Genomic DNA, 19,927 nt, shown 5'->3' with positions numbered 1-19,927 from the left:
GGCCATGACTCTACTGACAGAAAGCGAGCAGCGGCAGGTGGCCGAGGCCATCGACCGCATCGAACTCGACACCGACGCCGAGGTGGCCACCGCCACGGCCGCCCCGCCCGCCGCCAATGAGGAACATCACCACCAGCAGCAGGAAGAAGAACAGCCCGGCCACCGGCGCTTCGGGCTCCTGGCGCACCGGCAGATGCCCGGCGCGCTGCAGCGGATCACCGCCCAGCACCTGAATCATTGCCTCGGTGCCTTCGACGATGCCGCGGGCGAAATCGCCCTGGCGGAAGGCCGGCGCCATGATGCTGTTGATGATGATCGAGGACTGGGCGTCGGTCAGGCGATCTTCGAGGCCGTAGCCGACTTCGATGCGCATACGCCGGTCATCGCGGGCGACGATCAGCAGCGCGCCATTGTCCTCTCCGGCCTGGCCTATCCCCCACTGCCGTCCCAGCGCGACGCCAAAATCCTCGATGCTGCGCCCACCGAGATCCGGCACGGTGACCACCACCACCTGCTCGGAGGTCGCTTGCTCGTGAGCGGCGAGCATCTGAGTCAGACGCGCCTCGGTCTGGGTGTCGAGCAACTCGGCCTGGTCGACGACGCGGCCGGTCAGCGCTGGCAGGCCGGTTTCCTGGGCCAGCGCGCTCGTCGCCCAGGCGACCAGCAGAACGATGGCGAACGTGACGGTTCGACGCATCAGAACTGCACTTGCGGCGCTTGCTCGGCGTTCTCGGCCGTCGCCTCGAAGTTCTCACGCAGCGGCATGTCGCTGTACATCAGCGTGTGCCAGAGACGCCCCGGGAAGGTGCGAATCTCGGTGTTGTAACGCTCCACCGCGGTGATGAAATCGCGCCGCGCCACGGCGATGCGGTTTTCGGTGCCCTCGAGCTGCGACTGCAGCGCCAGGAAGTTCTGATTGGACTTGAGCTCCGGATAACGCTCGGAGACCGCCATCAGCCGGCTCAATGCGCCGGTCAGCTGGTTCTGCGCCTCCTGGAAGCGTTGCAGTTGCTGCGGATCGTCCAGCGTGGCGGCGTCGACCTGGATGGAGGTCGCCCGCGACCGCGCTTCGATCACCGCCGTCAGGGTTTCCTGCTCCTGCTGAGCGAAGCCCTTGACGGTTTCCACCAGATTGGGGATGAGGTCGGCGCGGCGCTGGTATTGGTTTTCCACCTGCGACCAGGCCGATTTGACCTGCTCGTCGTAGCGCGGAATGTTGTTGATTCCGCAACCACCGAGCATCAAGGCCATGAGGATGAGGGCGACCAGCTGGCCGCCGAGTCGGTAACGTTGCGTAGGCATGTGCAATGTCCATCGAGATGACGATATGCACATGAGAATGGTCAATGGCCTCCAGAGTTCAGCCCATTGCAGCAGACTGCAAGGTCCGAGGAAGCCGTTCGTGCCGGCCTGGCAACGCGAAAGTGTTGGCCGGGCGCACTTTCGAACCGCGCCTCGCCTTTGGGACAAAAGGCCAGATGAGGAGAAGGCGCCGCTGCCGCTACACCACCCCGCCGTCGCGCAAGGCACCGATTGCCGCCACATCCAGGCCGAGCAATCGCTGCAGCACGCCCTCGGTGTGCTCGCCCAGCAGGGGTGGCGCCTGGCGGTAGCTCACCGGCGTTTCCGAGAGACGGATCGGGCTTGCGACCTGCGGCACCGTGCCGGCCAGCGGATGCTCGACCTCGACCCTCAGGCCCCGCGCCAGCACCTGCGGGTCGGCGAACACCTGGGCCAGGTCATTGATCGGCCCACAGGGCACTCCGGCCTGCTCCAGCACCGAGACCCACTCGGCCGTGGTGCGGAACACCGTGACCTGGCGAATCATCGGCACCAGCTCGGCGCGGTATGCCACGCGCGCCTTGTTGGTGGCGAAGCGCGGATCCTCGGCCCACTCGGGCTTGCCGGCGACCTCACAGAACTTGCGGAACTGGCCATCGTTGCCAATCGTGAGGATCAGGTCGCCGTCGGCGGTCGGGAAGTCCTGATAGGGCACGATGTTAGGGTGCGCATTGCCCAGGCGCCGGGGCGCCACCCCGGTGGTCAGGTAGTTCATCGCCTGGTTGGCCAGGCAGGCGACCTGCACGTCGAGCAGAGCCATGTCGATGTGCTGGCCGATGCCGCTCTGCTCACGGTGATTGAGTGCCGCCAGCACCGCCACGGTGGCGTAAAGGCCGGTGAGGATGTCGGTCAGAGCCACGCCGACCTTCACCGGCCCGGCCCCCTCCTCGCCCTCGCCACGCCCGGTCAGGCTCATCAGCCCACCGAGCGCCTGGATCATGAAGTCGTAGCCGGCGCGCTGGGCGTAAGGGCCATCCTGGCCGAAACCGGTGATCGAGCAGTACACCAGCTTTGGATTGACCGTTTTAAGCGAGGCGTAGTCGAGGCCGTAAGCAGCCAGGCCACCGACCTTGAAATTCTCCAGCACCACGTCGCACTGGGCCGCGAGCTCGCGGATCAGGCGTTGGCCTTCGGGCCGGGTGAAATCGATTGTGACCGACTGCTTGTTGCGGTTGGCCGAGAGGAAATAAGCGGATTCTCGGGTCTCCCGGCCGTCGGCGTCCTGTAGGAACGGCGGTCCCCAATGGCGGGTGTCATCGCCACTACCGGGTCGTTCGACCTTGATCACCTCGGCGCCAAGATCGGCGAGGATCTGCCCGCACCAAGGCCCGGCGAGCACGCGGGACAAGTCGAGGACGCGGATGTGGGAAAGGGCGGCGGGCATAGGCGAAGCCTCGAAGCTCAATGAATGTAGGGTGGATGACGCTTCACCCATCCACGTTGCGTGGCCAACGGTGGATGAAAAAAGCGTCATCCACCCTACGAACAGTCAAAAGAACGCCTGGATGCCGGTCTGTGCGCGGCCGAGGATCAGCGCGTGCACGTCGTGGGTACCCTCGTAGGTGTTCACCACTTCGAGGTTGACCAGATGACGGGCCACGCCGAATTCGTCGCTGATGCCGTTGCCGCCCATCATGTCGCGGGCCATGCGCGCCACGTCGAGCGCCTTGCCGCAGCTGTTGCGCTTCATGATCGAGGTGATTTCCACCGCCGCGCTGCCTTCATCCTTCATCCGCCCCAGGCGCAGACAACCCTGCAGGGCCAGGGTGATCTCGGTCTGCATGTCGGCCAGCTTCTTTTGGATCAGCTGGTTGGCCGCCAGCGGGCGACCGAACTGCTGGCGATCGAGCACGTACTGGCGCGCGGTGTGCCAGCAGAATTCGGCGGCGCCCAGCGCGCCCCAGCTGATGCCGTAGCGGGCGGAGTTCAGGCAAGTGAACGGGCCCTTCAGGCCGCGCACGTCGGGGAAGGCGTTCTCCTCGGGGCAGAACACGTTGTCCATCACGATCTCGCCGGTTATCGAGGCGCGCAGGCCGACCTTGCCGTGTATCGCCGGGGCGGACAGGCCTTCCCAGCCCTTTTCCAGTACGAAGCCGCGGATCGCGCCCTCGTCGTCCTTGGCCCAGACCACGAAGACGTCGGCGATCGGGCTGTTGGTGATCCACATCTTGGCGCCGGACAGGCGATAGCCGCCGTCGACCTTCTTCGCCCGGGTGACCATCGAGCCGGGGTCGGAGCCGTGGTCGGGTTCGGTCAGGCCGAAGCAGCCGATGTATTCGCCGCTGGCGAGCTTGGGCAGGTACTTCTGCTTCGTCGCTTCGTTGCCGAACTCATTGATCGGCACCATCACCAGGGACGACTGCACGCTCATCATAGAGCGGTAACCCGAGTCGATGCGCTCGACTTCGCGGGCGATCAGCCCGTAGCACACGTAGTTCATCCCGCTGCCGCCGTACTCGACCGGAATGGTCGCGCCGAGCAGACCGGTCTCGCCCATCTCTCGGAAGATCGCCGGGTCGGTCTTTTCATGGCGGAAGGCTTCGAGCACGCGCGGCGCCAGCTTGGCGGCGCAGAACTGCGCGGCGCTACGCTGCACCATGCGCTCTTCGTCGGTGAGTTGCTCGTCGAGCAGGAGTGGGTCGATCCAATTGAAGCGTGCGTTGCCGGCCATGGGTCCCTCGGATTCTTGTAGGTGGACGTCACGTCGAGGCTAGGTTGATCGGGGCGGCAGAGCAAACGAGGATTTCGCAGCCTATTGTGCAATTTACTCACTCCGAGCAAGATCAAGCGCCTCTGCCGACCCTTAATCTGTGAGGCCTGCGCATGCGTCGCAAGATCCCCAGCACCGCGGCGCTGATCGCCTTCGAGGCGTCCGCGCGCCACCAGAGCTTTACCCGCGCCGCCGAGGAGCTGGCGCTGACCCAGGGCGCGGTGTGCCGCCAGATCGCCGCGCTTGAGGCCTTCCTTGGCACCGAGCTGTTTCGCCGCTCGCGCCGCGGCGTGAAGCTCACCGAGGCCGGCGAATCCTACAGCCGCCGGGTCGCGGCGCAGCTCGACGCGGTCGAGCGCGACACCCTGTCGGTGATGGCCCAGCAGGGCGCGACGGGTATCGAGCTGGCGGTCGTTCCCACATTCGGCACCCAGTGGCTGCTACCGCGCCTCAAACATTTCCAGGCGCTGCACCCGCAGATCACCGTCAACCTGACCAACCGCACCCGGCCGTTCCTGTTCGCCGACACCGATTTCGACGCCGCCGTGTATTTCGGCGATGGGGAGTGGTCGGGTACCCGCTCGCACTTTCTCATGCGCGAAGACCCTAAACCGGTCTGCAGTCCGGCGCTACTGAAGGGCCGCGCCGGCTTCACCGCCGAACAGATTGCCACCCTTCCGCTGCTGCAGCAGACCACGCGACCCTATGCCTGGCGGCACTGGTTCGCCTCCCAGGGAATGAACGTCCCTCGGGATATGACAGGGCCGCGTTATGAGCTGTTCTCGATGCTGGCGCAGGCAGCGATGCATGAGATGGGCATCGCTCTGATTCCGCCGTTCTTGATCCAGCGCGAACTGGACGAAGGGCGCCTGGTGGTGGCGCAGGAGCATGCCTACCTGAGCGAACGCGCCTATTTCCTGATCATCCCGGAGCGCAAGGTCGAATCTGCTGCACTCAACGCTTTTCGGGACTGGCTCCTGGACGAGGCGCACGCCTGGGTGGCGCAGCAGCAGAAAGACCTCTCCATGGCAGACGCCCCGCCGATAGGCGACTTATGGGAGCGGTCTTGACCGCGAAGGAGGGAAATCGGCGCTGAACCTGTTCGCGCCCAAGGTCGCGCCCACAGGGTGCGCAGGGGACCGGATCTAGACCGACGACGCCGGCTGCGTCGGCTTCTTCTTCCTGGGCTTCAGGTATTTCGTCAGGCTCTGGAACCAGACCACCAGTGCCGGGTTGCCCTGGATCTGGATGTCCTTGTTCTGGATGCCCTGCATGAAGGCCAGCTGCTTGTTCTTGGCGGTCAGGGTGGCGTAGCCGTAGGCGCTGTCCTTGAAACCGATGGCGAAAGCCGGCTCGGCGATGCTGCCGCTGCTGCTGGAGATGCGCTGATCCTTGACCACGAAGTGGCGGGCGACCTTACCGTCGAGGCTATGCAGCTGAAAGGTCAAGTCCTTGCCGGCGAGTTGTTGCTGGAAGTCGGGATTGGTGCGACTGGCCTTGGCCATGAGGCGGCCCAGCATCCATAGAAGGAAGCGGAATTTCATGCGCGGTCTCGGTTGAAGGGAAGACGACGCGCAGTGTAGCGATTTGCTCTGAGAACTACATCAGCCCAAGCAGCCACAGAGTGACCATCCGGGGCTTTTGGGTCCCGGATGGCCCCGGTGTTCAGTTGATTGCGTCTTTGAGCGACTTTCCAGGCTTGAATGCCACCGTGTTGCTCGCCTTGATCGTCACCGGCTCGCCCGTTTGCGGATTCTTTCCGTTGCGTGCACCACGGTGACGCTGAACGAAGGTGCCGAAGCCGACCAACGTGACACTGTCCTTGCGGTTCAGGGCGTTGATGATTTCATCGAGAACGGCGTTGAGGACGCGATTGGCCTGATCCTTGGTGAGGTCGGCCTTTTCCGCAATGGCTGCGGCGAGTTCCGGTTTACGCATTGGTAGCCTCTTTAAGACGTTTTTGTTGTTGTGTCCCGCTGTTATCCAGAACAGCGAAGGCGCTGCGACAGCTCTAGCTGGGCAGACACAAGGAGAATGGCATGCGCTCCGGAGCCGCGCCAGTGCCGCTCACGGGTTTTGCGATCAAGCCGACGGCGTGAGCGACAGAACGTGCGGCAGATCCGCCAGCACCGGCGGAAGCTGCTTGTTCAGGGCTAAACGCTCGCCAACACACGCCCCGGTCAGGGCATAGCCGAGCAGCCGCCCCTCGGCATCGCGGAACAGCGCACGGATGTCCGCCCCCTCGCCTTCGACCTGCCACTGGCCCTGGCTATCAGCCGCGGGAGGCGAGACTACCAATGGGCATGCCGGCGTCTTGACGGTAATCGGCATCGGACCGTAGCTGACCATCGTCGGTGTGCCCGACAAGGTCTGGGCCAGCGCCCGAGCTCCGCTCATCAGTGGCATCACGTAGAGCAGATTGAGCCCTTCGACCTCGGCGCAATCGCCCAGGGCGTATACGTTGGGCTGCGAGGTCTGCAGCAGGCGATCGACCACCACGCCACGCGCGACCTCCAGACCTGCTTCGGCCGCCAGTTCGGTACGTGGACGCAGGCCCACCGCACTGACCACCAGGTCGCATTCCAAGGTACTGCCATCGGACAAGGCGGCCGTCAGGCCTTCGACAGCCCGGTCCAGGCGGCTCAGCACCGGACCTAAATGAAAGCGTGCACCAAGCGACTCGATACCGCCCTGCACCGCGGTGGCCGCCTGCACCGGCAGCAGGCCGGGCATGATTTGCTCGCAGGGCGCCACCAGATCCACCGAGTAACCGCCGAGCAGCAGGTCGTTGGCGAATTCGCAGCCGATCAGCCCGGCACCGAGGATCAGCACCCGCCGCTTGCCCTCGGCAGCGAGGCGGAATCGCCCATAGTCGAGCAGATCGTTGATCGGATAAATCGCGTCCTGCGCATCGCCTTCCACAGGTACACGGAGCGTCTGCGCGCCCCAAGCGAGTACCAGGTCGCGATACGGCACCGGCTCGTCGCCGATCCAGACTCGCCGGGCGGCTGGCTCGATACGGGTAACGCGGGTATGGGTGCGGATTTCCGCATTCAGCTGCTCGGCCATCGCACCGGCCGTGGCCATGCCCAGGCCTGCAGCATCCTTGTTCTTGCCGAAGCCGGTGGAGAGCATCGGCTTGGAATAGGAGCGCCCGTCATCGGCGGTGATCAGCAGCAACGGCGTGGTGCTGTCGAGCTTGCGCAGCTCGCGGGCCAGGTTGTAACCGGCCAGGCCGGTTCCGACGATGACGACGGGATCGGTCATGGTTTCGTTCCTCTGAGGGTGGACGTGAATCAGCTGATCTCGATCATCTCGAAGTCGAGCTTGCCGACGCCGCAATCCGGGCAGAGCCAGTCCGCGGGCACGTCTTCCCAGCGGGTACCCGGTGCGATGCCGTCGTCCGGCCAGCCAAGGGCTTCGTCATAGATCAAACCGCATACCACGCATTGCCACTTCTTCATCAATGACCTCGGAAAATGTGTCGATTGCGCCGCAACCTATACCAAAAAGCAGCGCGGCGCCAAACGGTGGAGCGCCAGCCACTGGGAACCCGGCCGCCGCTCTGGAAACACAACGGGCGGCCATGGCCGCCCGTTGTGTGCAACAAGGATCCTCAGCGGGCAACGCCCACCAACGGATCGCTGATGCCGATAACGTAGAACCCGATCAGGCCAATGATGCCGGCCAGTACCAGGTAATACAGCGTCGGCAGCATGGTCTTGCGCAGGGTCACCCCTTCACGACCGAGCAGGCCGACCGTCGCCGAAGCGGCCACCACGTTGTGGATCGCGATCATGTTGCCGGCTGCGGCGCCCACCGACTGCAGCGCCACCATCAACGCACCGGACAACCCGAGCAGGCCGGCGGTGTTGAACTGGAACTGCGACAGCATCAGGTTGGCCACCGTGTTGGAGCCGGCGATGAAGGCGCCCAGGGCACCGACCGCAGGCGCGAAGAACGGATAGACGTCGCCGACGCTGTTCGCCACCAACTGAGCCATAGCCACCGGCATCGACACCAGATCGGAGCCGTTGACCCCGGAGTTGATCAGGATGCGCACCATCGGAATGGTGAAGATCAGCACGAAGCCCGCGCCGAGCAGCGTCTTGCTCGACTCGGAGATCGCGGCCGCAAGCTGCGCCGCCTTCATCCGGTGCAGGAAGAAGGTCACCAGCACGACCATGCAGAGGATCCCGCCCGGCAGATACAGCGGCTCGAGGGTGCCCGAGACGCCGGTTTCGCCGAGGATGTCGCGCCAGCCGAAGCTCAACGACATGAGCGCGGCTTTGACCTGGGGGAAGGTCCGCGAGATCACCAGGAACACCGCGAGCAGCAGGTACGGAGCCCAGGCCATCGGCACGGAGATCGGCGCCCGACCGGCGACGTCCTCGATCTTCATCTCGATCTTGCCCATCCACTCGACCGGCCACTCGCTCGGCGGTGCGAAGTCCCAGCTGTCCTTGGGCAGCATGAAGCCCGCCTTGGCTGCCGGTACCACGATCGCCAGACCTACCAGCGCACCGATCATCGCCGGGAACTCAGGCCCGAGGAAGACGCCTGCCAGCGCATAGGGAATGACGAAGGCAAAGCCGGTGAAGATGGCGAACGGCGCCATCTTCAAGCCTTCGCTCCAGGAGTGGTTGCGGCCGAAGTAGCGGGTCATGATGCTGAGCATGATCAGCGGCATGAGAATGCCGCACAGGGCATGAATGATCGCCACTCGCGAGAAGATCAGGTGGAAGAACACGTCCCAGTTGCTGCCCACGGCCGCCAGCTGCGCGCCGATGCCTGCCTGGTCGAGGCCGCCCCCGACGCCCACCAGGATCGGCGTGCCCACCGCGCCGAACGATACCGGCGTGGACTGCACCATCATCCCCAGCACGACCGCGGCCAGCGCCGGGAAACCGAGCGCCACCAGCAGCGGCGCGACGACCGCGGCGGGTGTACCGAAGCCCGACGCCCCTTCGATGAAGCAGCCGAACAGCCAGGCGACGATCAGTACCTGCACCCGTTTATCGGGGCTGACGTTGGCAAAGCCCCGGCGGATCGAGGCGATGCCGCCCGAGTGCTTGAGCGTGTTGAGAAGGAGGATGGCGCCAAAGATGATCCAGAGGATCGAGGCGGTGAGAATCAGACCTTGCAGCGTCGAGGCGATAACGCGGTTGAGCGTCATGTCCCAGGCCAGCAGGCCGATCAGTGCGGTGAGAAGAAACACCAGCGGCATGGCGAACTTGGCCGGCCAGCGAAAGCCGATCAGTAGCACACCCGCCAGTACCAGTGGCACGAAGGCCAGAATGGACAGCAGCGTTTGACTCATGTTGGGTCCCTGTATTGTTTTTGTGAACCACTTTATTGTCCGGGTCGTACCCGGTCCCCGCATGGGACGGCGCATCTACGGCACCGTTCCCGAAGACGCCGGCCCCACGCGTCGAAAGGGCCTGCGCCAATGCTCGCGAGCCCCGGTGCCTGAGGCGACCGGGGCTCTTGATCTACTGTCTACCGCTGCGGGCGCTTAGCCCTGCTTGAAGGTCAGCCTCCACTGATGCAGCAGCGGCTCGGTATAGCCGCTCGGTTGCTCGCGACCCTTGAAGACCAGATCGCAGGCCGCCTTGAAGGCGATCGACCGAGTGTAATCCGCAGCCATCGGGCGATATAGCGGATCGCCAGCATTCTGCCCATCGACCACCTTGGCCATGCGCTCCAGCGTCTCCTGGACCCGCTCGCGGGTGACCACGCCATGGTGCAACCAGTTGGCCAGGTGCTGGCTGGAAATGCGTAGCGTGGCGCGGTCTTCCATCAGCCCGACGTTATGGATATCCGGCACCTTGGAGCAGCCGACGCCCTGTTCGACCCAGCGCACCACGTAGCCGAGGATGCCCTGGCAGTTGTTGTCCAGTTCCTGCTGGATGGCGTCGTCGCTCCAGTTACGCTCGACGGCCACCGGCACGGTCAGCAGGGCGTCGAGCAGCTTGTCACGCTCGGCGGACAGGTCGACAGCTTCCAGCTCCTGCTGAATGGCCTGAACACTGACCTGGTGATAATGCAGCGCATGCAGGGTCGCAGCGGTCGGCGACGGCACCCAGGCGGTGTTGGCACCGGCCTTGGGATGGCCGATCTTCTGCTCGAGCATGGCCGCCATCAGGTCCGGCATGGCCCACATGCCCTTGCCGATCTGCGCCTTACCGCGCAGCCCGCAGGCCAGGCCGACCAGCACGTTGTTGCGCTCGTAGGCCTGGATCCATGGCGTGCTCTTCATGTCGCCCTTGCGCAGCATCGGGCCGGCTTCCATGGCGGTGTGCATCTCGTCACCGGTGCGGTCGAGGAAACCGGTGTTGATGAAGGCGACGCGGCTCTTCGCTGCGCCGATGCAGGCCTTGAGGTTGACGCTGGTACGCCGCTCCTCGTCCATGATGCCCATCTTCAGGGTGTTGCGCGGCAGGCCGATGAGGTCCTCGACGCGGCCGAACAGTTCGTCGGCGAAGGCGACTTCCTTCGGCCCGTGCATCTTCGGCTTGACGATGTAGACGCTGCCGGTGCGCGAGTTGCCCTGACGCGCGAGGTCGTGCTTGGCGATCAGGCTGGTGAACACACCGTCGAGGATGCCTTCGGGTACTTCACGGCCTTCGCCGTCGAGGATGGCCGGGTTGGTCATCAGGTGGCCAACGTTGCGGATGAACAGCAGCGAACGGCCATGCAGCTTGAGGTTGCCGCCGTCGGCCGCGGTGTACTCGCGGTCCGGGTTGAGTCGACGGGTGAAGCTGCCGCCGCCCTTGCTCACTTCCTCGGTGAGGTCGCCCTTCATCAAGCCGAGCCAGTTGCGGTAGACCACCACCTTGTCGTCGGCATCGACCGCGGCGACCGAGTCTTCGCAGTCGAGGATCGTCGACAGGGCCGATTCCATCAGCAGGTCCTTGATGCCTGCCGGATCGCTTTGCCCGATCGGGCTGTTCGGGTCGATCTGGATTTCGATGTGCAGGCCGTTGTTCTTCAGCAGCACGGCCTTGGGCTCCAGGGCCTCGCCCTGATAACCGACAAACTTCTCCGGCTGCGCCAGGCCGGTGACGGTGCCGTTTTCCAGGGTAACCTTCAGTTGGCCGTCCTGGACGCGGTAGCTCACCGAGTCGGTATGCGAGCCCTGCGCCAACGGCGCGGCCTGGTCGAGCACGTTGCGGGCGAAGGCGATGACCTTGGCGCCACGTACTTCGTTGTAGCCCGGGCCCTTCTGCGCACCGCCCTCTTCGCTGATGGCATCGGTGCCGTACAGCGCGTCATACAGCGAACCCCAGCGCGCGTTGGCGGCGTTGAGCGCATAGCGCGCGTTCATCACCGGCACCACCAACTGCGGGCCGGCCTGCTGGGAAATCTCGGTGTCGACGTTGGCCGTCTCCGCCTGCACAGCGCCCGGATCGGGCTGCAGGTAGCCGATCGATTCGAGGAATTGCCGATACGCCGGCATGTCGGCAACCGGGCCGGGATTGGCACGGTGCCAGTTGTCCAGTTCGGTCTGCAGGCGGTCACGCTCGGCCAGCAGATCGCGGTTCTTCGGCGCCAGGTCGTGCACCAGAGCGTCCAGCCCGCTCCAGAAGGCGGCGCTATCCAGGTCCAGACCCGGCAGGACTTCCTGATCGACGAATTGCTTGAGATTGGTCGCCACTTGCAGGCGGTTGCAGGTTACGCGCTCGGTCATTGTCATTATCTCCGTCTGCCGCTCGGGCAGGGGTTCAGCCGATGGATTCGCATGCGGGTGCCAGCGCACCCGCGGTTTCAGTGTCAGATCGCTTGGGCACCGGCCTTGGCGACCTGGGCGTCCTGGTCGGCCTTGACGCCGGAAACGCCGACCGCACCGATCACCTGGCCGTCCACGATCACCGGCACGCCGCCTTCGAGCGAGCAGACAACCGGTGCCGACAGGAACGCGCTGCGCCCGCCGTTGACCATCTCCTCGTAGCCCTTGGTTTCACGGCGACCGAGGGCCGCCGAACGGGCCTTCTCGGTGGCGATGTAGGCACCGATCGGGGCGCAGCCGTCCAGACGCTCCAGCGCCAGCGGGTGGCCGCCATCGTCGACCACGGCGATGGTCACGGCCCACTGGTTGTTCTGCGCTTCAGCGCGCGCCGCGGCCAGGATCTGGCCAACTTCGGTCTGGGTCAGTACGGCTTTGCTCTGCATGTCACTCTCCTTTTATTCATTCTTCGATTCGATCGGCGCCGATGTCGGCGGCGGCCGGGTTGATCATCCTACCTGCTCGCCACGCCTTTGATCAGGCCATGGCTTCTTCCACCACCTCGATCCAATGCCGAACCGGCGTGCGACCAGCGCCGTCGAGGTGGGTCTGGCAGCCGATGTTGGCGGTCACGATGACTTCCGGCTGGCCGCTTTCCAGGGCGTTGAGCTTGTTGTCGCGCAGCTCCTTGGACAGCGCCGGCTGGGTGATCGAATAGGTACCGGCCGAGCCGCAGCACAGGTGCGCATCGGGCACCGCGGTGAGGTGGAAACCGAGCCTGGTCAACACGCTTTCGACCGAACCGCCAAGCTTCTGCGCGTGCTGCAGAGTACACGGACAGTGGAACGCCATGCGCAGGTCGCTGCGCACGTTCAAGGTTTCCAGCGGAGCTTCGCGCATGACTTCGACCAGGTCCTTGGCCAGCGCGCTGACCTGGCTCGCCTTGCTCGCGTAGGCAGGGTCGCCCGCCAGCAGATGACCGTACTCCTTAACGAAGGCGCCACAGCCGCTGGCGGTCTGCACGATGGCTTCGGCACCCGCCTCGATCTGCGGCCACCAGGCGTCAATGTTGCGCCGGGCGCGATCCAGTCCGGCTTCCTGGGCGTTGAGGTGATAGTCCACCGCGCCGCAACAACCGGCCTCGCGCACCGGCGTGACGCTGATGCCGAGGCGATCGAGCACCCGCGCGGTCGCCGCGTTGGTGTTCGGCGACAGGCCCGGCTGCACGCAGCCCTCGAGCATCAGCACCCGCCGCGCGTGCTGCACCGGCGGGCGCGCCTTGGCCGGCGTGATCTCACGCGGCAGCTTGGCCTTGACCGTGGCGGGAAGGAACGGCCGGAACGCCTGGCCGGCGCCGAGCGCCATCTTGAACAGCGCCGGGCGCGGCATCAGGGTGCGCAGTCCTGCACGCAGGGCACGCTCGCCCAGCGGACGTGGCACCTTGCGCTCAATGAAATCACGGCCGATGTCCAGCAGGTTGTGGTACTGCACGCCGGACGGGCAGGTGGTTTCGCAGTTGCGGCAGGTCAGGCAGCGGTCCAGGTGCTCCTGGGTGCTGGGGGATATCGGCGCGCCTTCGAGCGCCTGCTTCATCTGATAGATGCGCCCGCGCGGCCCGTCGAGCTCATCACCGAGAATCTGGTAGGTCGGGCAGGTGGCATTGCAGAACCCGCAGTGCACGCAGGAGCGCAGGATCCGCTCGGCTTCTTCGGCGCGCGGCAGGCGCTTGGCCTCTTCACTCAAATTGGTTTGCACAGCTTAAACCTCGGCGTACATGCGGCCGGGGTTGAACACCCCGTTTGGATCGAGTTGCGACTTTAGCTGGCGGTGGTAGCGCAGCAATCCGGCGTCCAGCGGCTGGAACGGGCTGTCGGTTACTCCTGCACTGAAGCAGGTGGCGTGACCGCCTACCTCGCTGGCGATGGCACGAATACTGGCGGCCTCGGCCTCGGATTTGAGCCAGCGCTGAGCGCCCGCCCAGTCCACCAGTTGCTCGCCCGGCAGCGCCAGGATCGGCACGTTGTTGGGCAACGACAGTCTCCAGAGCGGACGGGAGTCGCGGAAGAACGCCAACTGGTGATCACGCAGCGCGGTCCAGTAGTCCGGGTCGAGCTCGTCGCCGCCGATGCGGTCGCGCGCCGCCTTGACCGACCCTTCCCCGCCTTCGAGGCGCAGGTAGAGGGCTTCGCCGTCGTGGCTCGCCCCGCTGATCGGCACCGGCTGCTGCCCCCACTCGGCCAGCTTGAGCAGGGCGCGGTCCTGGTTCATCGGCACCCGCAGGCTCAGGCACTGGCGCGGCTTGGGCAGTACCTTGAGCGATACCTCGGTGATCACGCCCAGGCAACCGAAACTGCCGGCCATCAGTCGCGACAGGTCGTAGCCGGCGACGTTCTTCATCACTTCGCCGCCAAAGCGCAGGTGCTTGCCGTGCCCGGTGATGACCCGGCTGCCCAGCACGAAATCGCGCACCGAACCACACCAGGGGCGACGCGGGCCGGAAATCCCCGCGGCGATCATGCCGCCCACGGTGGCGCCTTCGCCCAGGTGCGGCGGTTCGCAAGGCAGCATCTGCCCCGCTTCATCCAGTGCCGCTTCGAGCTCGGCCAGCGGCGTGCCGGCACGAACGCTGACCACCAGCTCGGTGGGGTCGTAGCTGACGATGCCACGATGGGCACGGGTATCGAGCAGTTCGCCTTCGACCGTACGGCCGAGAAACGCCTTGCTGCCTCCGCCCTGGATGCGCAGCGCCGTCCCGCTGGCAAGCGCGTGATTGACCTGCTCGAGCAGGCGCGCGCTGTCGTCGAACGATACGGTCATCAGAAACGCTCCAGTTCAGGGAAGGGCAACTGCCCGCCGTGCACGTGCATGCCGCCGAATTCGGCGCAGCGGTGCAGAGTCGGGATGTTCTTGCCGGGATTGAGCAGGCCGCTCGGGTCGAAGGCTGCCTTGACCGCGTGGAACAGGGTCAGCTCGTCGCTGTTGAACTGGGCGCACATCTGGTTGATCTTCTCGCGCCCCACGCCGTGCTCGCCGGTGATCGAACCGCCGACCTTCACGCAGAGTTCCAGGATCTTGCCGCCGAGCGCTTCGGCGCGCTCCAGCTCGCCGGGGGTGTTGGCATCGAAGAGGATCAGCGGGTGCATGTTGCCGTCACCGGCGTGGAACACGTTGGCCACGCGCAGCCCGTATTCGTCGGACAGATCGGCGATGCCCTTGAGCACGCCAGGCAGTTCGCGGCGGGGAATGGTGCCGTCCATGCAGTAATAGTCGGGCGAGATGCGCCCCACTGCCGGGAAGGCGTTCTTGCGCCCAGCCCAGAACTTCACCCGCTCGGCTTCATCGCGCGCCTGACGCACTTCGGTGGCACCGGCCAGCGTCAGGACCTCGCTGACCCGTGCGCAGTCGGCATGCACGTCGGCTTCCACACCGTCGAGCTCGCACAGCAGGATCGCCTCGGCATCGACCGGATAGCCGGCCCGGATGAAATCCTCGGCGGCGCGGATCGACAGGTTGTCCATCATTTCCAGCCCGCCCGGGATGATCCCGGCGGCGATGATGTCGCCCACCGCGCGACCGGCCTTTTCCACCGAGTCGAAGCTGGCCAGCAGGACCTTGGCGACCTGCGGCTTGGGCAGCAGCTTGACGGTCACCTCAGTGACCACGCCGAGCATTCCTTCAGAGCCGGTGAACAACGCCAGCAGATCGAAACCGGGGCTGTCCAGCGCATCGGAACCCAAGGTCAGCGGCTCGCCCTCGACGGTGAGGATCTCGACCTTGAGCAGGTTGTGCACGGTCAGCCCGTACTTCAGGCAGTGCACGCCACCGGCGTTCTCGGCCACGTTACCGCCGATCGAGCAGGCGATCTGCGACGACGGGTCCGGTGCGTAGTAGAGGTCATGGGGCGCTGCGGCCTGGGAAATCGCCAGGTTGCGCACACCGGGCTGAACCCGGGCGAAACGGGCCGCCGGGTCGATCTCGAGGATCTTGTTGAAGCGCGCCATCACCAGCAGCACGCCCTGCTCCAGCGGCAGCGCACCGCCGGACAGACCGGTACCGGCGCCTCGCGCCACGACCGGCACGCCACGCTGGTGGCAGATCTTGAGCAGCTTCTGGACCTGGTCGAGCCGCTCGGGCAATGCGACCAGCAAGGGCCGGGTGCGATAGGCCGAAAGCCCGTCGCATTCATAGGGCGTCAGCTCTTCGGCACGGTGCAACAGATCGAGGTCGGGCAGCTGCATTTGCAGCTCGGCCAGCAGGGCGACCTTGTCAACCTTGGGCAGCGCACCGTCGACGCGTTCGTCGTACAGGATATTCATCAGTCAGGCGCTCGTTTCTTATCGTTATGGTGATCGCAGGCAGGCTGCGATCCTTTGTCGCATCAATACCGCCGCATGGCGCCTTTCGTCCACGTAAAAATCCACTGGTCCTACCAGTTTTTACTGACTTACACTGCATTGATCGACCTATCAGGCGCTCTATTGCTGGCTGACCAGCGCGTCACATCCGGCTAGGCATTCTGTCACTCGAACTGGTCCTACCAGCAGAGGAGAAAGGCATGTTCAGCGAATCCGATACCACAACCGAACGCCGTCAGCTCGCCGACGTCGTCGCCGAGCGCATCGAGCGACTGATCGTCGACGGCGTGCTCAAGGTCGGCCAGGCGCTACCCTCGGAGCGGCGGTTGTGCGAGAAGCTCGGCATCTCGCGTTCGGCGCTGCGCGAAGGGCTGAGGGTGCTGCGCGGGCGCGGCATCCTGGAAACGTCTCAGGGCCGGGGCTCGTTCGTGGCGCGGCTGTCGGGCGGCAACGATGCGAGTCCACTGATGCACCTGTTCAACTCGCAACCGCGCACGCTCTACGACCTGCTCGAGGTACGCGGCCTGCTGGAAGGCGAGTCCGCCCGCCTGGCGGCATTGCGTGGCACCGAGGCGGATTTCATCCTGCTTCGCCGACGCTACGAGGAAATGCTCGCCGCCCATGCCGGCGAGGCGACCGATCCGCGCGAACATGCACGTCTGGACCACGCCTTCCACCTGGCGGTCTGCGAGGCCTCGCACAACCCGGTGCTGGTGCATACCTTGCAGTCGCTCACCGACCTGATGCTGAGCACCGTGTTCGCCTCGGTGAACAACCTCTACCACCGGCCAGCCCAGAAACGGCAGATCGATCGCCAGCACGCGCGACTGTTCCACGCGGTGACCGGACGCCTGCCCGAGCAGGCTCAGCGGGCCGCACGCGACCACATCAACAGCATCCGCGACAACCTCAAGGAAATCGAGCAGGAGGAACAGCGCCTCGTACGCGCTTCGATGCGTCTGGAAGGCTGGGCCTAGCGACGTCGCGGGTTGAAGCGGCCAAGCCGAGGCCCGTAGACTCGCGGCTCACTCGCCTTTCCAGATCCGCCGTGTCCGACTTCCCCTGCTGGTTTCCCGCCGACCTCCCACTTTGCCCACTGCGCAACGATGAGCACGCCTGGCTGCTCGACGACGGCTCGCTGACCCGTCGCCTGACTGCGTTGGCCGATGGTCGTTTTCGCGTTCAACCCCTCGACGAGGGATGGCAAGCCCTGCGGGACGAAGAGTGCACGGCTCTTGGCGTCGAAAATGGCAGCGAGGGATGGGTGCGGGAGGTCTATCTGTTGGGCGACGAACAGCCGTGGGTGTTCGCCCGCAGCGTTGCGGCCAAGGCGGCATTGCAAGCCGGCGATGTCCCCTTGCAGGAATTGGGTACGCGTTCGCTCGGCGAGCTGCTGTTCAGCGACCCTGCCTTCAGCCGCGGTGGGATCGAGCTGTGCCGCTACCCGGCCGGGCTGTTGCCGGAAAAGGTACGCCAACCGGCGCTTTGGGCACGGCGCTCGGCGTTCAGCCGCGGTCCGCTGTCGGTGCTGGTAGCTGAAGTCTTCCTGCCTGACTTCTGGTGCAGGGCGCTCTGAGGGCAGCGCGCCGACAGCCGAGCGATCGAAACCGTATAATCCCCGGCACAGCCTTCAACGAGCCGCCGCGATGTACAACAAAGTGCTGCTGCAAGCTTGCAACCGTCTGCACCCGCGCGCCTGGGACTTCGTCCAGCTGATGCGCTTCGACCGTCCCATCGGCACCTACCTGCTGCTCTGGCCGACCCTCTGGGCGCTGTGGATCGCGGCCGAAGGCGGGCCGAGCGCCAAGAACCTGTTCATTTTCGTGCTGGGCGTGATCCTGATGCGCGCCGCCGGCTGCGTGATCAACGACTATGCCGACCGCAATTTCGACGGCCACGTCAAACGCACCAAGGGACGCCCGCTGGCCACCGGCAAGGTCGCGCCGAAGGAAGCCCTGATCCTGTTCGCAGTGCTCGTCGCGCTGAGCTTCGGGCTGGTCCTGCTGACCAACGCGGCGACCATCTGGCTGTCGTTCGGCGCCCTCGGCGTCGCGGCGCTCTATCCGTTCATGAAGCGCTACACCTTCTACCCGCAGGTGGTGCTGGGCGCGGCGTTTTCCTGGGGCATGCCGATGGCCTTCACCGCCGAGACCGGCAGCCTGCCCCCTGAAGCCTGGCTACTGTTCATTGCCAATCTGATCTGGACGGTCGGCTACGACACTTACTATGCGATGGCCGACCGCGAGGACGACCTGAAGATCGGCATCCGCTCGACCGCCATCCTCTTCGGCGAGGCCGATCGCATCATGATCCTCAGCCTGCAAGGGCTGGCGCTGTTCTGCCTGATCCTCGCCGGCGTGCGCTTCGAGCTTGGCCAGTGGTTCCACTTCGGCCTCTTGATCGCCGCCGGCTGCTTCGCCTGGGAATTCTGGAGCACCCAATCGCGGCGGCCGGACAAGTGCTTCAAGGCCTTCCTGCACAATCACTGGGCCGGGCTGGCGATCCTCGTCGGCATCATGCTGGACTTCGCGACGCGCTAGGGCGTCGCGCCCATCCACCCGGCCAGCGCCCGGGCACCGGCTTCGGCCACTTCGCCGTCCTGGCTCGGGTGCATGCCCGACACGCCGATGGCACCGATCACCTTGCCCTCGTGCAGCAAGGGCATGCCGCCATCCATCAGGATCGCGTTGTGCATCGACAGCAGCCGCAGGGTAGCCCCGCCGCTAGCCAGGGTTTCCTCGAAGCCGCGGGTGCTGCGCTTGAACAGCGCGGCTGTCGAGGCTTTGCGCTGGGCCACCTCGACGCTGCCGAGGGCGGCATCGTCCATGCGCTGCAGGCACACCAGGTGGCCGCCGGGATCGCACACGGCGATCACCATCGGCCAGCCGCGCGCCCGGGCATGGGCCTCGGCCGCCGCGGCCAGCCGATTGGCGAGCGCAAGGGACACCGGCGGACCATAGGCCAGGATCGGCGGGGCGGTCATGGTCGCCTCCTTCATGGCATGGCCTGCCCGCCGTTGACGTCGATCACCTGGCCGGTGATGTAGCCACTGCAGGCGTGGGAAGCAAGGAACAGGTAGGCCGGCGCCATCTCTTCACTGGTACCGAAGCGGCACAGCGGAATGGTTGCGTTGACCTGGGCGCGGGCGGCATCGTCCTTGTCGGCGTGGAAGGCGGTGTCGACGGTGCCCGGCGCCACGATGTTGAAGCGGATGTTGTCGCAGGTGAACTCCCGCACCCAGTTGCGTTGCACGTTGTGCAGCCATGCCTTGGCCGCTGCGTAGAGGCTCGCGCCCGGGCCGCCGCCGTTGTAGGCGGCGATCGAGCCGGTGGAAATCACCGCCACGGAGGTACCCGACGCCTTTGCCGAGGCGCGCAGATGGGGGATGGCCTCGCGGGTGACCATCAGCGCCGAGCGCATGTTCACATCCACCATGGCCTGGAAGAAGTCGTCGTCGATCTTCTCCAGCCCGCGGCGCTCGAGCAGCGCACCGGCGTTGTTGATCAGCACATCGATGCCGCCGAAACGCTCGACGAATGCCTGGACCGTCTCGACGCAGGCCTGGGTGCTGGAAAGGTCGCCGGCGAAGAACGCGGCTTCCCCGCCCGCGCTGGCCATCTCGCTGAGCAGCACAGCGAGCTTGTCGGGCGTCTTGCGCGCGGTGATCCCGACGCGGGCGCCGAGCGCGGCGAACGACTTGGCGACCGCCAGGCCGATGCCCATGGTCGAGCCGGTGATCAGTACGCGCTTGCCTTTGAGGTCGTTGAAATACATGGGCGTCTCCTTGAAGAATGG

Annotated in this window: 20 protein-coding genes; 4 read left to right on the top strand and 16 right to left on the bottom strand. The window is 65.5% G+C overall.

All coding sequences use genetic code 11. The features are described from left to right. Positions 1–10 precede the first annotated feature (10 nt). The 4 genes from G7026_RS16825 to G7026_RS16810 form a co-directional block, all read right to left on the bottom strand. The gene (locus G7026_RS16825; protein ID WP_181072061.1) at positions 11–697 is read right to left on the bottom strand and encodes a TPM domain-containing protein; all 687 of its coding nucleotides are present in this window, start codon (positions 695–697) and stop codon (positions 11–13) included. Beyond that, positions 697–1,302: a LemA family protein gene (locus G7026_RS16820; RefSeq protein WP_138411278.1), complete on the bottom strand. Its 606-nt coding sequence runs from the start codon at positions 1,300–1,302 to the stop codon at positions 697–699. The genes G7026_RS16825 and G7026_RS16820 overlap by 1 nt, the downstream gene beginning before the upstream one ends. Before the next feature lie 199 nt (positions 1,303–1,501). After that, complete coding sequence (locus tag G7026_RS16815) at positions 1,502–2,725, bottom strand: CaiB/BaiF CoA transferase family protein (protein ID WP_181072060.1); 1,224 nt, start codon at positions 2,723–2,725, stop codon at positions 1,502–1,504. Between the two features lie 105 nt (positions 2,726–2,830). After that, positions 2,831–4,012 carry an acyl-CoA dehydrogenase gene (locus tag G7026_RS16810; RefSeq protein WP_181072059.1) on the bottom strand — a complete coding sequence of 394 codons (1,182 nt, stop codon included), beginning with the start codon at positions 4,010–4,012 and terminating at the stop codon, positions 2,831–2,833. Positions 4,013–4,164: 152 nt separating this feature from the next. Here G7026_RS16810 and G7026_RS16805 point away from each other — a divergent pair, with 152 nt between their 5' ends. Continuing rightward, positions 4,165–5,121, top strand: coding sequence for a LysR family transcriptional regulator (locus tag G7026_RS16805; protein ID WP_181072058.1), 957 nt, complete (start codon positions 4,165–4,167; stop codon positions 5,119–5,121). Positions 5,122–5,196: 75 nt separating this feature from the next. Here G7026_RS16805 and G7026_RS16800 read toward each other — a convergent pair whose 3' ends face one another. The 10 genes from G7026_RS16800 to glcD form a co-directional block, all read right to left on the bottom strand. Then, complete coding sequence (locus tag G7026_RS16800; RefSeq protein ID WP_181072057.1) at positions 5,197–5,595, bottom strand: helicase; 399 nt, start codon at positions 5,593–5,595, stop codon at positions 5,197–5,199. A gap of 121 nt (positions 5,596–5,716) precedes the next feature. Further along, entirely contained in the window at positions 5,717–5,989 is a 273-nt protein-coding gene (locus G7026_RS16795) for an HU family DNA-binding protein (protein WP_138406464.1), read from the bottom strand. 144 nt (positions 5,990–6,133) lie between these two features. After that, positions 6,134–7,318, bottom strand: a complete 1,185-nt coding sequence (locus G7026_RS16790; RefSeq protein WP_181072056.1) for an FAD-dependent oxidoreductase — start codon at positions 7,316–7,318, stop codon at positions 6,134–6,136. A 29-nt stretch (positions 7,319–7,347) separates the two neighbouring features. Then, positions 7,348–7,515, bottom strand: coding sequence for a rubredoxin (locus tag G7026_RS16785; RefSeq protein WP_138406462.1), 168 nt, complete (start codon positions 7,513–7,515; stop codon positions 7,348–7,350). Positions 7,516–7,667: 152 nt separating this feature from the next. Then, on the bottom strand, positions 7,668–9,371 hold the full coding sequence (locus G7026_RS16780) for an L-lactate permease (RefSeq protein ID WP_181072055.1): 1,704 nt from the start codon (positions 9,369–9,371) through the stop codon (positions 7,668–7,670). A gap of 195 nt (positions 9,372–9,566) precedes the next feature. Further along, a complete protein-coding gene (locus tag G7026_RS16775) occupies positions 9,567–11,741 on the bottom strand; it encodes a malate synthase G (protein ID WP_181072054.1) in 2,175 nt (724 codons plus the stop codon). Between the two features lie 83 nt (positions 11,742–11,824). Continuing rightward, complete coding sequence (locus tag G7026_RS16770; RefSeq protein ID WP_181072053.1) at positions 11,825–12,223, bottom strand: heme-binding protein; 399 nt, start codon at positions 12,221–12,223, stop codon at positions 11,825–11,827. Positions 12,224–12,314: 91 nt separating this feature from the next. Then, the gene (glcF, locus tag G7026_RS16765; RefSeq protein WP_181072052.1) at positions 12,315–13,532 is read right to left on the bottom strand and encodes a glycolate oxidase subunit GlcF; all 1,218 of its coding nucleotides are present in this window, start codon (positions 13,530–13,532) and stop codon (positions 12,315–12,317) included. Between the two features lie 3 nt (positions 13,533–13,535). Next, entirely contained in the window at positions 13,536–14,594 is a 1,059-nt protein-coding gene (gene glcE / locus G7026_RS16760; protein WP_181072051.1) for a glycolate oxidase subunit GlcE, read from the bottom strand. Beyond that, positions 14,594–16,093: a glycolate oxidase subunit GlcD gene (glcD, locus tag G7026_RS16755; protein WP_181072050.1), complete on the bottom strand. Its 1,500-nt coding sequence runs from the start codon at positions 16,091–16,093 to the stop codon at positions 14,594–14,596. Before glcD ends, glcE begins: the two co-directional genes overlap by 1 nt. Before the next feature lie 239 nt (positions 16,094–16,332). Between glcD and glcC the strand changes: the two genes are divergently transcribed. From glcC to ubiA, 3 genes are all read left to right on the top strand, one after another. After that, positions 16,333–17,109 carry a transcriptional regulator GlcC gene (gene glcC / locus G7026_RS16750; RefSeq protein ID WP_181072049.1) on the top strand — a complete coding sequence of 259 codons (777 nt, stop codon included), beginning with the start codon at positions 16,333–16,335 and terminating at the stop codon, positions 17,107–17,109. Between the two features lie 119 nt (positions 17,110–17,228). Next, on the top strand, positions 17,229–17,708 hold the full coding sequence (locus G7026_RS16745) for a chorismate--pyruvate lyase family protein (protein ID WP_219858482.1): 480 nt from the start codon (positions 17,229–17,231) through the stop codon (positions 17,706–17,708). A 70-nt stretch (positions 17,709–17,778) separates the two neighbouring features. Then, positions 17,779–18,672, top strand: coding sequence for a 4-hydroxybenzoate octaprenyltransferase (ubiA, locus tag G7026_RS16740; RefSeq protein WP_181072047.1), 894 nt, complete (start codon positions 17,779–17,781; stop codon positions 18,670–18,672). On the opposite strand, the gene G7026_RS16735 is transcribed toward ubiA, so the two are convergent. Together G7026_RS16735 and G7026_RS16730 are read right to left on the bottom strand one after the other, a co-directional pair. Continuing rightward, positions 18,669–19,115, bottom strand: a complete 447-nt coding sequence (locus G7026_RS16735; RefSeq protein ID WP_219858471.1) for a GlcG/HbpS family heme-binding protein — start codon at positions 19,113–19,115, stop codon at positions 18,669–18,671. The genes ubiA and G7026_RS16735 overlap by 4 nt on opposite strands. An 11-nt stretch (positions 19,116–19,126) precedes the next feature. After that, entirely contained in the window at positions 19,127–19,906 is a 780-nt protein-coding gene (locus G7026_RS16730; RefSeq protein ID WP_181072045.1) for an SDR family NAD(P)-dependent oxidoreductase, read from the bottom strand. Positions 19,907–19,927: the final 21 nt, after the last annotated feature.

Origin of the sequence: Stutzerimonas azotifigens (assembly GCF_013522725.1) — a bacterium.
Lineage (GTDB): Bacteria > Pseudomonadota > Gammaproteobacteria > Pseudomonadales > Pseudomonadaceae > Stutzerimonas > Stutzerimonas azotifigens_A.
The sequence above is the reverse complement of the archived record's forward strand: the minus strand, read 5'-3'. Positions and strand labels throughout refer to the sequence as shown.

Bases quoted from the DNA above. Each gene is read 5' to 3' on its own strand.
- G7026_RS16780 (WP_181072055.1), bottom strand. From the start codon at position 9,371: ATGAGTCAAACGCTGCTGTCCATTCTGGCCTTCGTGCCACTGGTACTG.
- glcC (WP_181072049.1), top strand. From the start codon at position 16,333: ATGTTCAGCGAATCCGATACCACAACCGAACGCCGTCAGCTCGCCGAC.
- G7026_RS16785 (WP_138406462.1), bottom strand. From the start codon at position 7,515: ATGAAGAAGTGGCAATGCGTGGTATGCGGTTTGATCTATGACGAAGCC.
- G7026_RS16775 (WP_181072054.1), bottom strand. From the start codon at position 11,741: ATGACCGAGCGCGTAACCTGCAACCGCCTGCAAGTGGCGACCAATCTC.
- G7026_RS16735 (WP_219858471.1), bottom strand. From the start codon at position 19,115: ATGACCGCCCCGCCGATCCTGGCCTATGGTCCGCCGGTGTCCCTTGCG.
- G7026_RS16795 (WP_138406464.1), bottom strand. From the start codon at position 5,989: ATGCGTAAACCGGAACTCGCCGCAGCCATTGCGGAAAAGGCCGACCTC.
- G7026_RS16730 (WP_181072045.1), bottom strand. From the start codon at position 19,906: ATGTATTTCAACGACCTCAAAGGCAAGCGCGTACTGATCACCGGCTCG.
- glcD (WP_181072050.1), bottom strand. From the start codon at position 16,093: ATGAATATCCTGTACGACGAACGCGTCGACGGTGCGCTGCCCAAGGTT.
- G7026_RS16810 (WP_181072059.1), bottom strand. From the start codon at position 4,012: ATGGCCGGCAACGCACGCTTCAATTGGATCGACCCACTCCTGCTCGAC.
- G7026_RS16790 (WP_181072056.1), bottom strand. From the start codon at position 7,318: ATGACCGATCCCGTCGTCATCGTCGGAACCGGCCTGGCCGGTTACAAC.
- G7026_RS16800 (WP_181072057.1), bottom strand. From the start codon at position 5,595: ATGAAATTCCGCTTCCTTCTATGGATGCTGGGCCGCCTCATGGCCAAG.
- G7026_RS16770 (WP_181072053.1), bottom strand. From the start codon at position 12,223: ATGCAGAGCAAAGCCGTACTGACCCAGACCGAAGTTGGCCAGATCCTG.
- glcE (WP_181072051.1), bottom strand. From the start codon at position 14,594: ATGACCGTATCGTTCGACGACAGCGCGCGCCTGCTCGAGCAGGTCAAT.
- G7026_RS16815 (WP_181072060.1), bottom strand. From the start codon at position 2,725: ATGCCCGCCGCCCTTTCCCACATCCGCGTCCTCGACTTGTCCCGCGTG.
- ubiA (WP_181072047.1), top strand. From the start codon at position 17,779: ATGTACAACAAAGTGCTGCTGCAAGCTTGCAACCGTCTGCACCCGCGC.
- G7026_RS16820 (WP_138411278.1), bottom strand. From the start codon at position 1,302: ATGCCTACGCAACGTTACCGACTCGGCGGCCAGCTGGTCGCCCTCATC.
- G7026_RS16825 (WP_181072061.1), bottom strand. From the start codon at position 697: ATGCGTCGAACCGTCACGTTCGCCATCGTTCTGCTGGTCGCCTGGGCG.
- G7026_RS16805 (WP_181072058.1), top strand. From the start codon at position 4,165: ATGCGTCGCAAGATCCCCAGCACCGCGGCGCTGATCGCCTTCGAGGCG.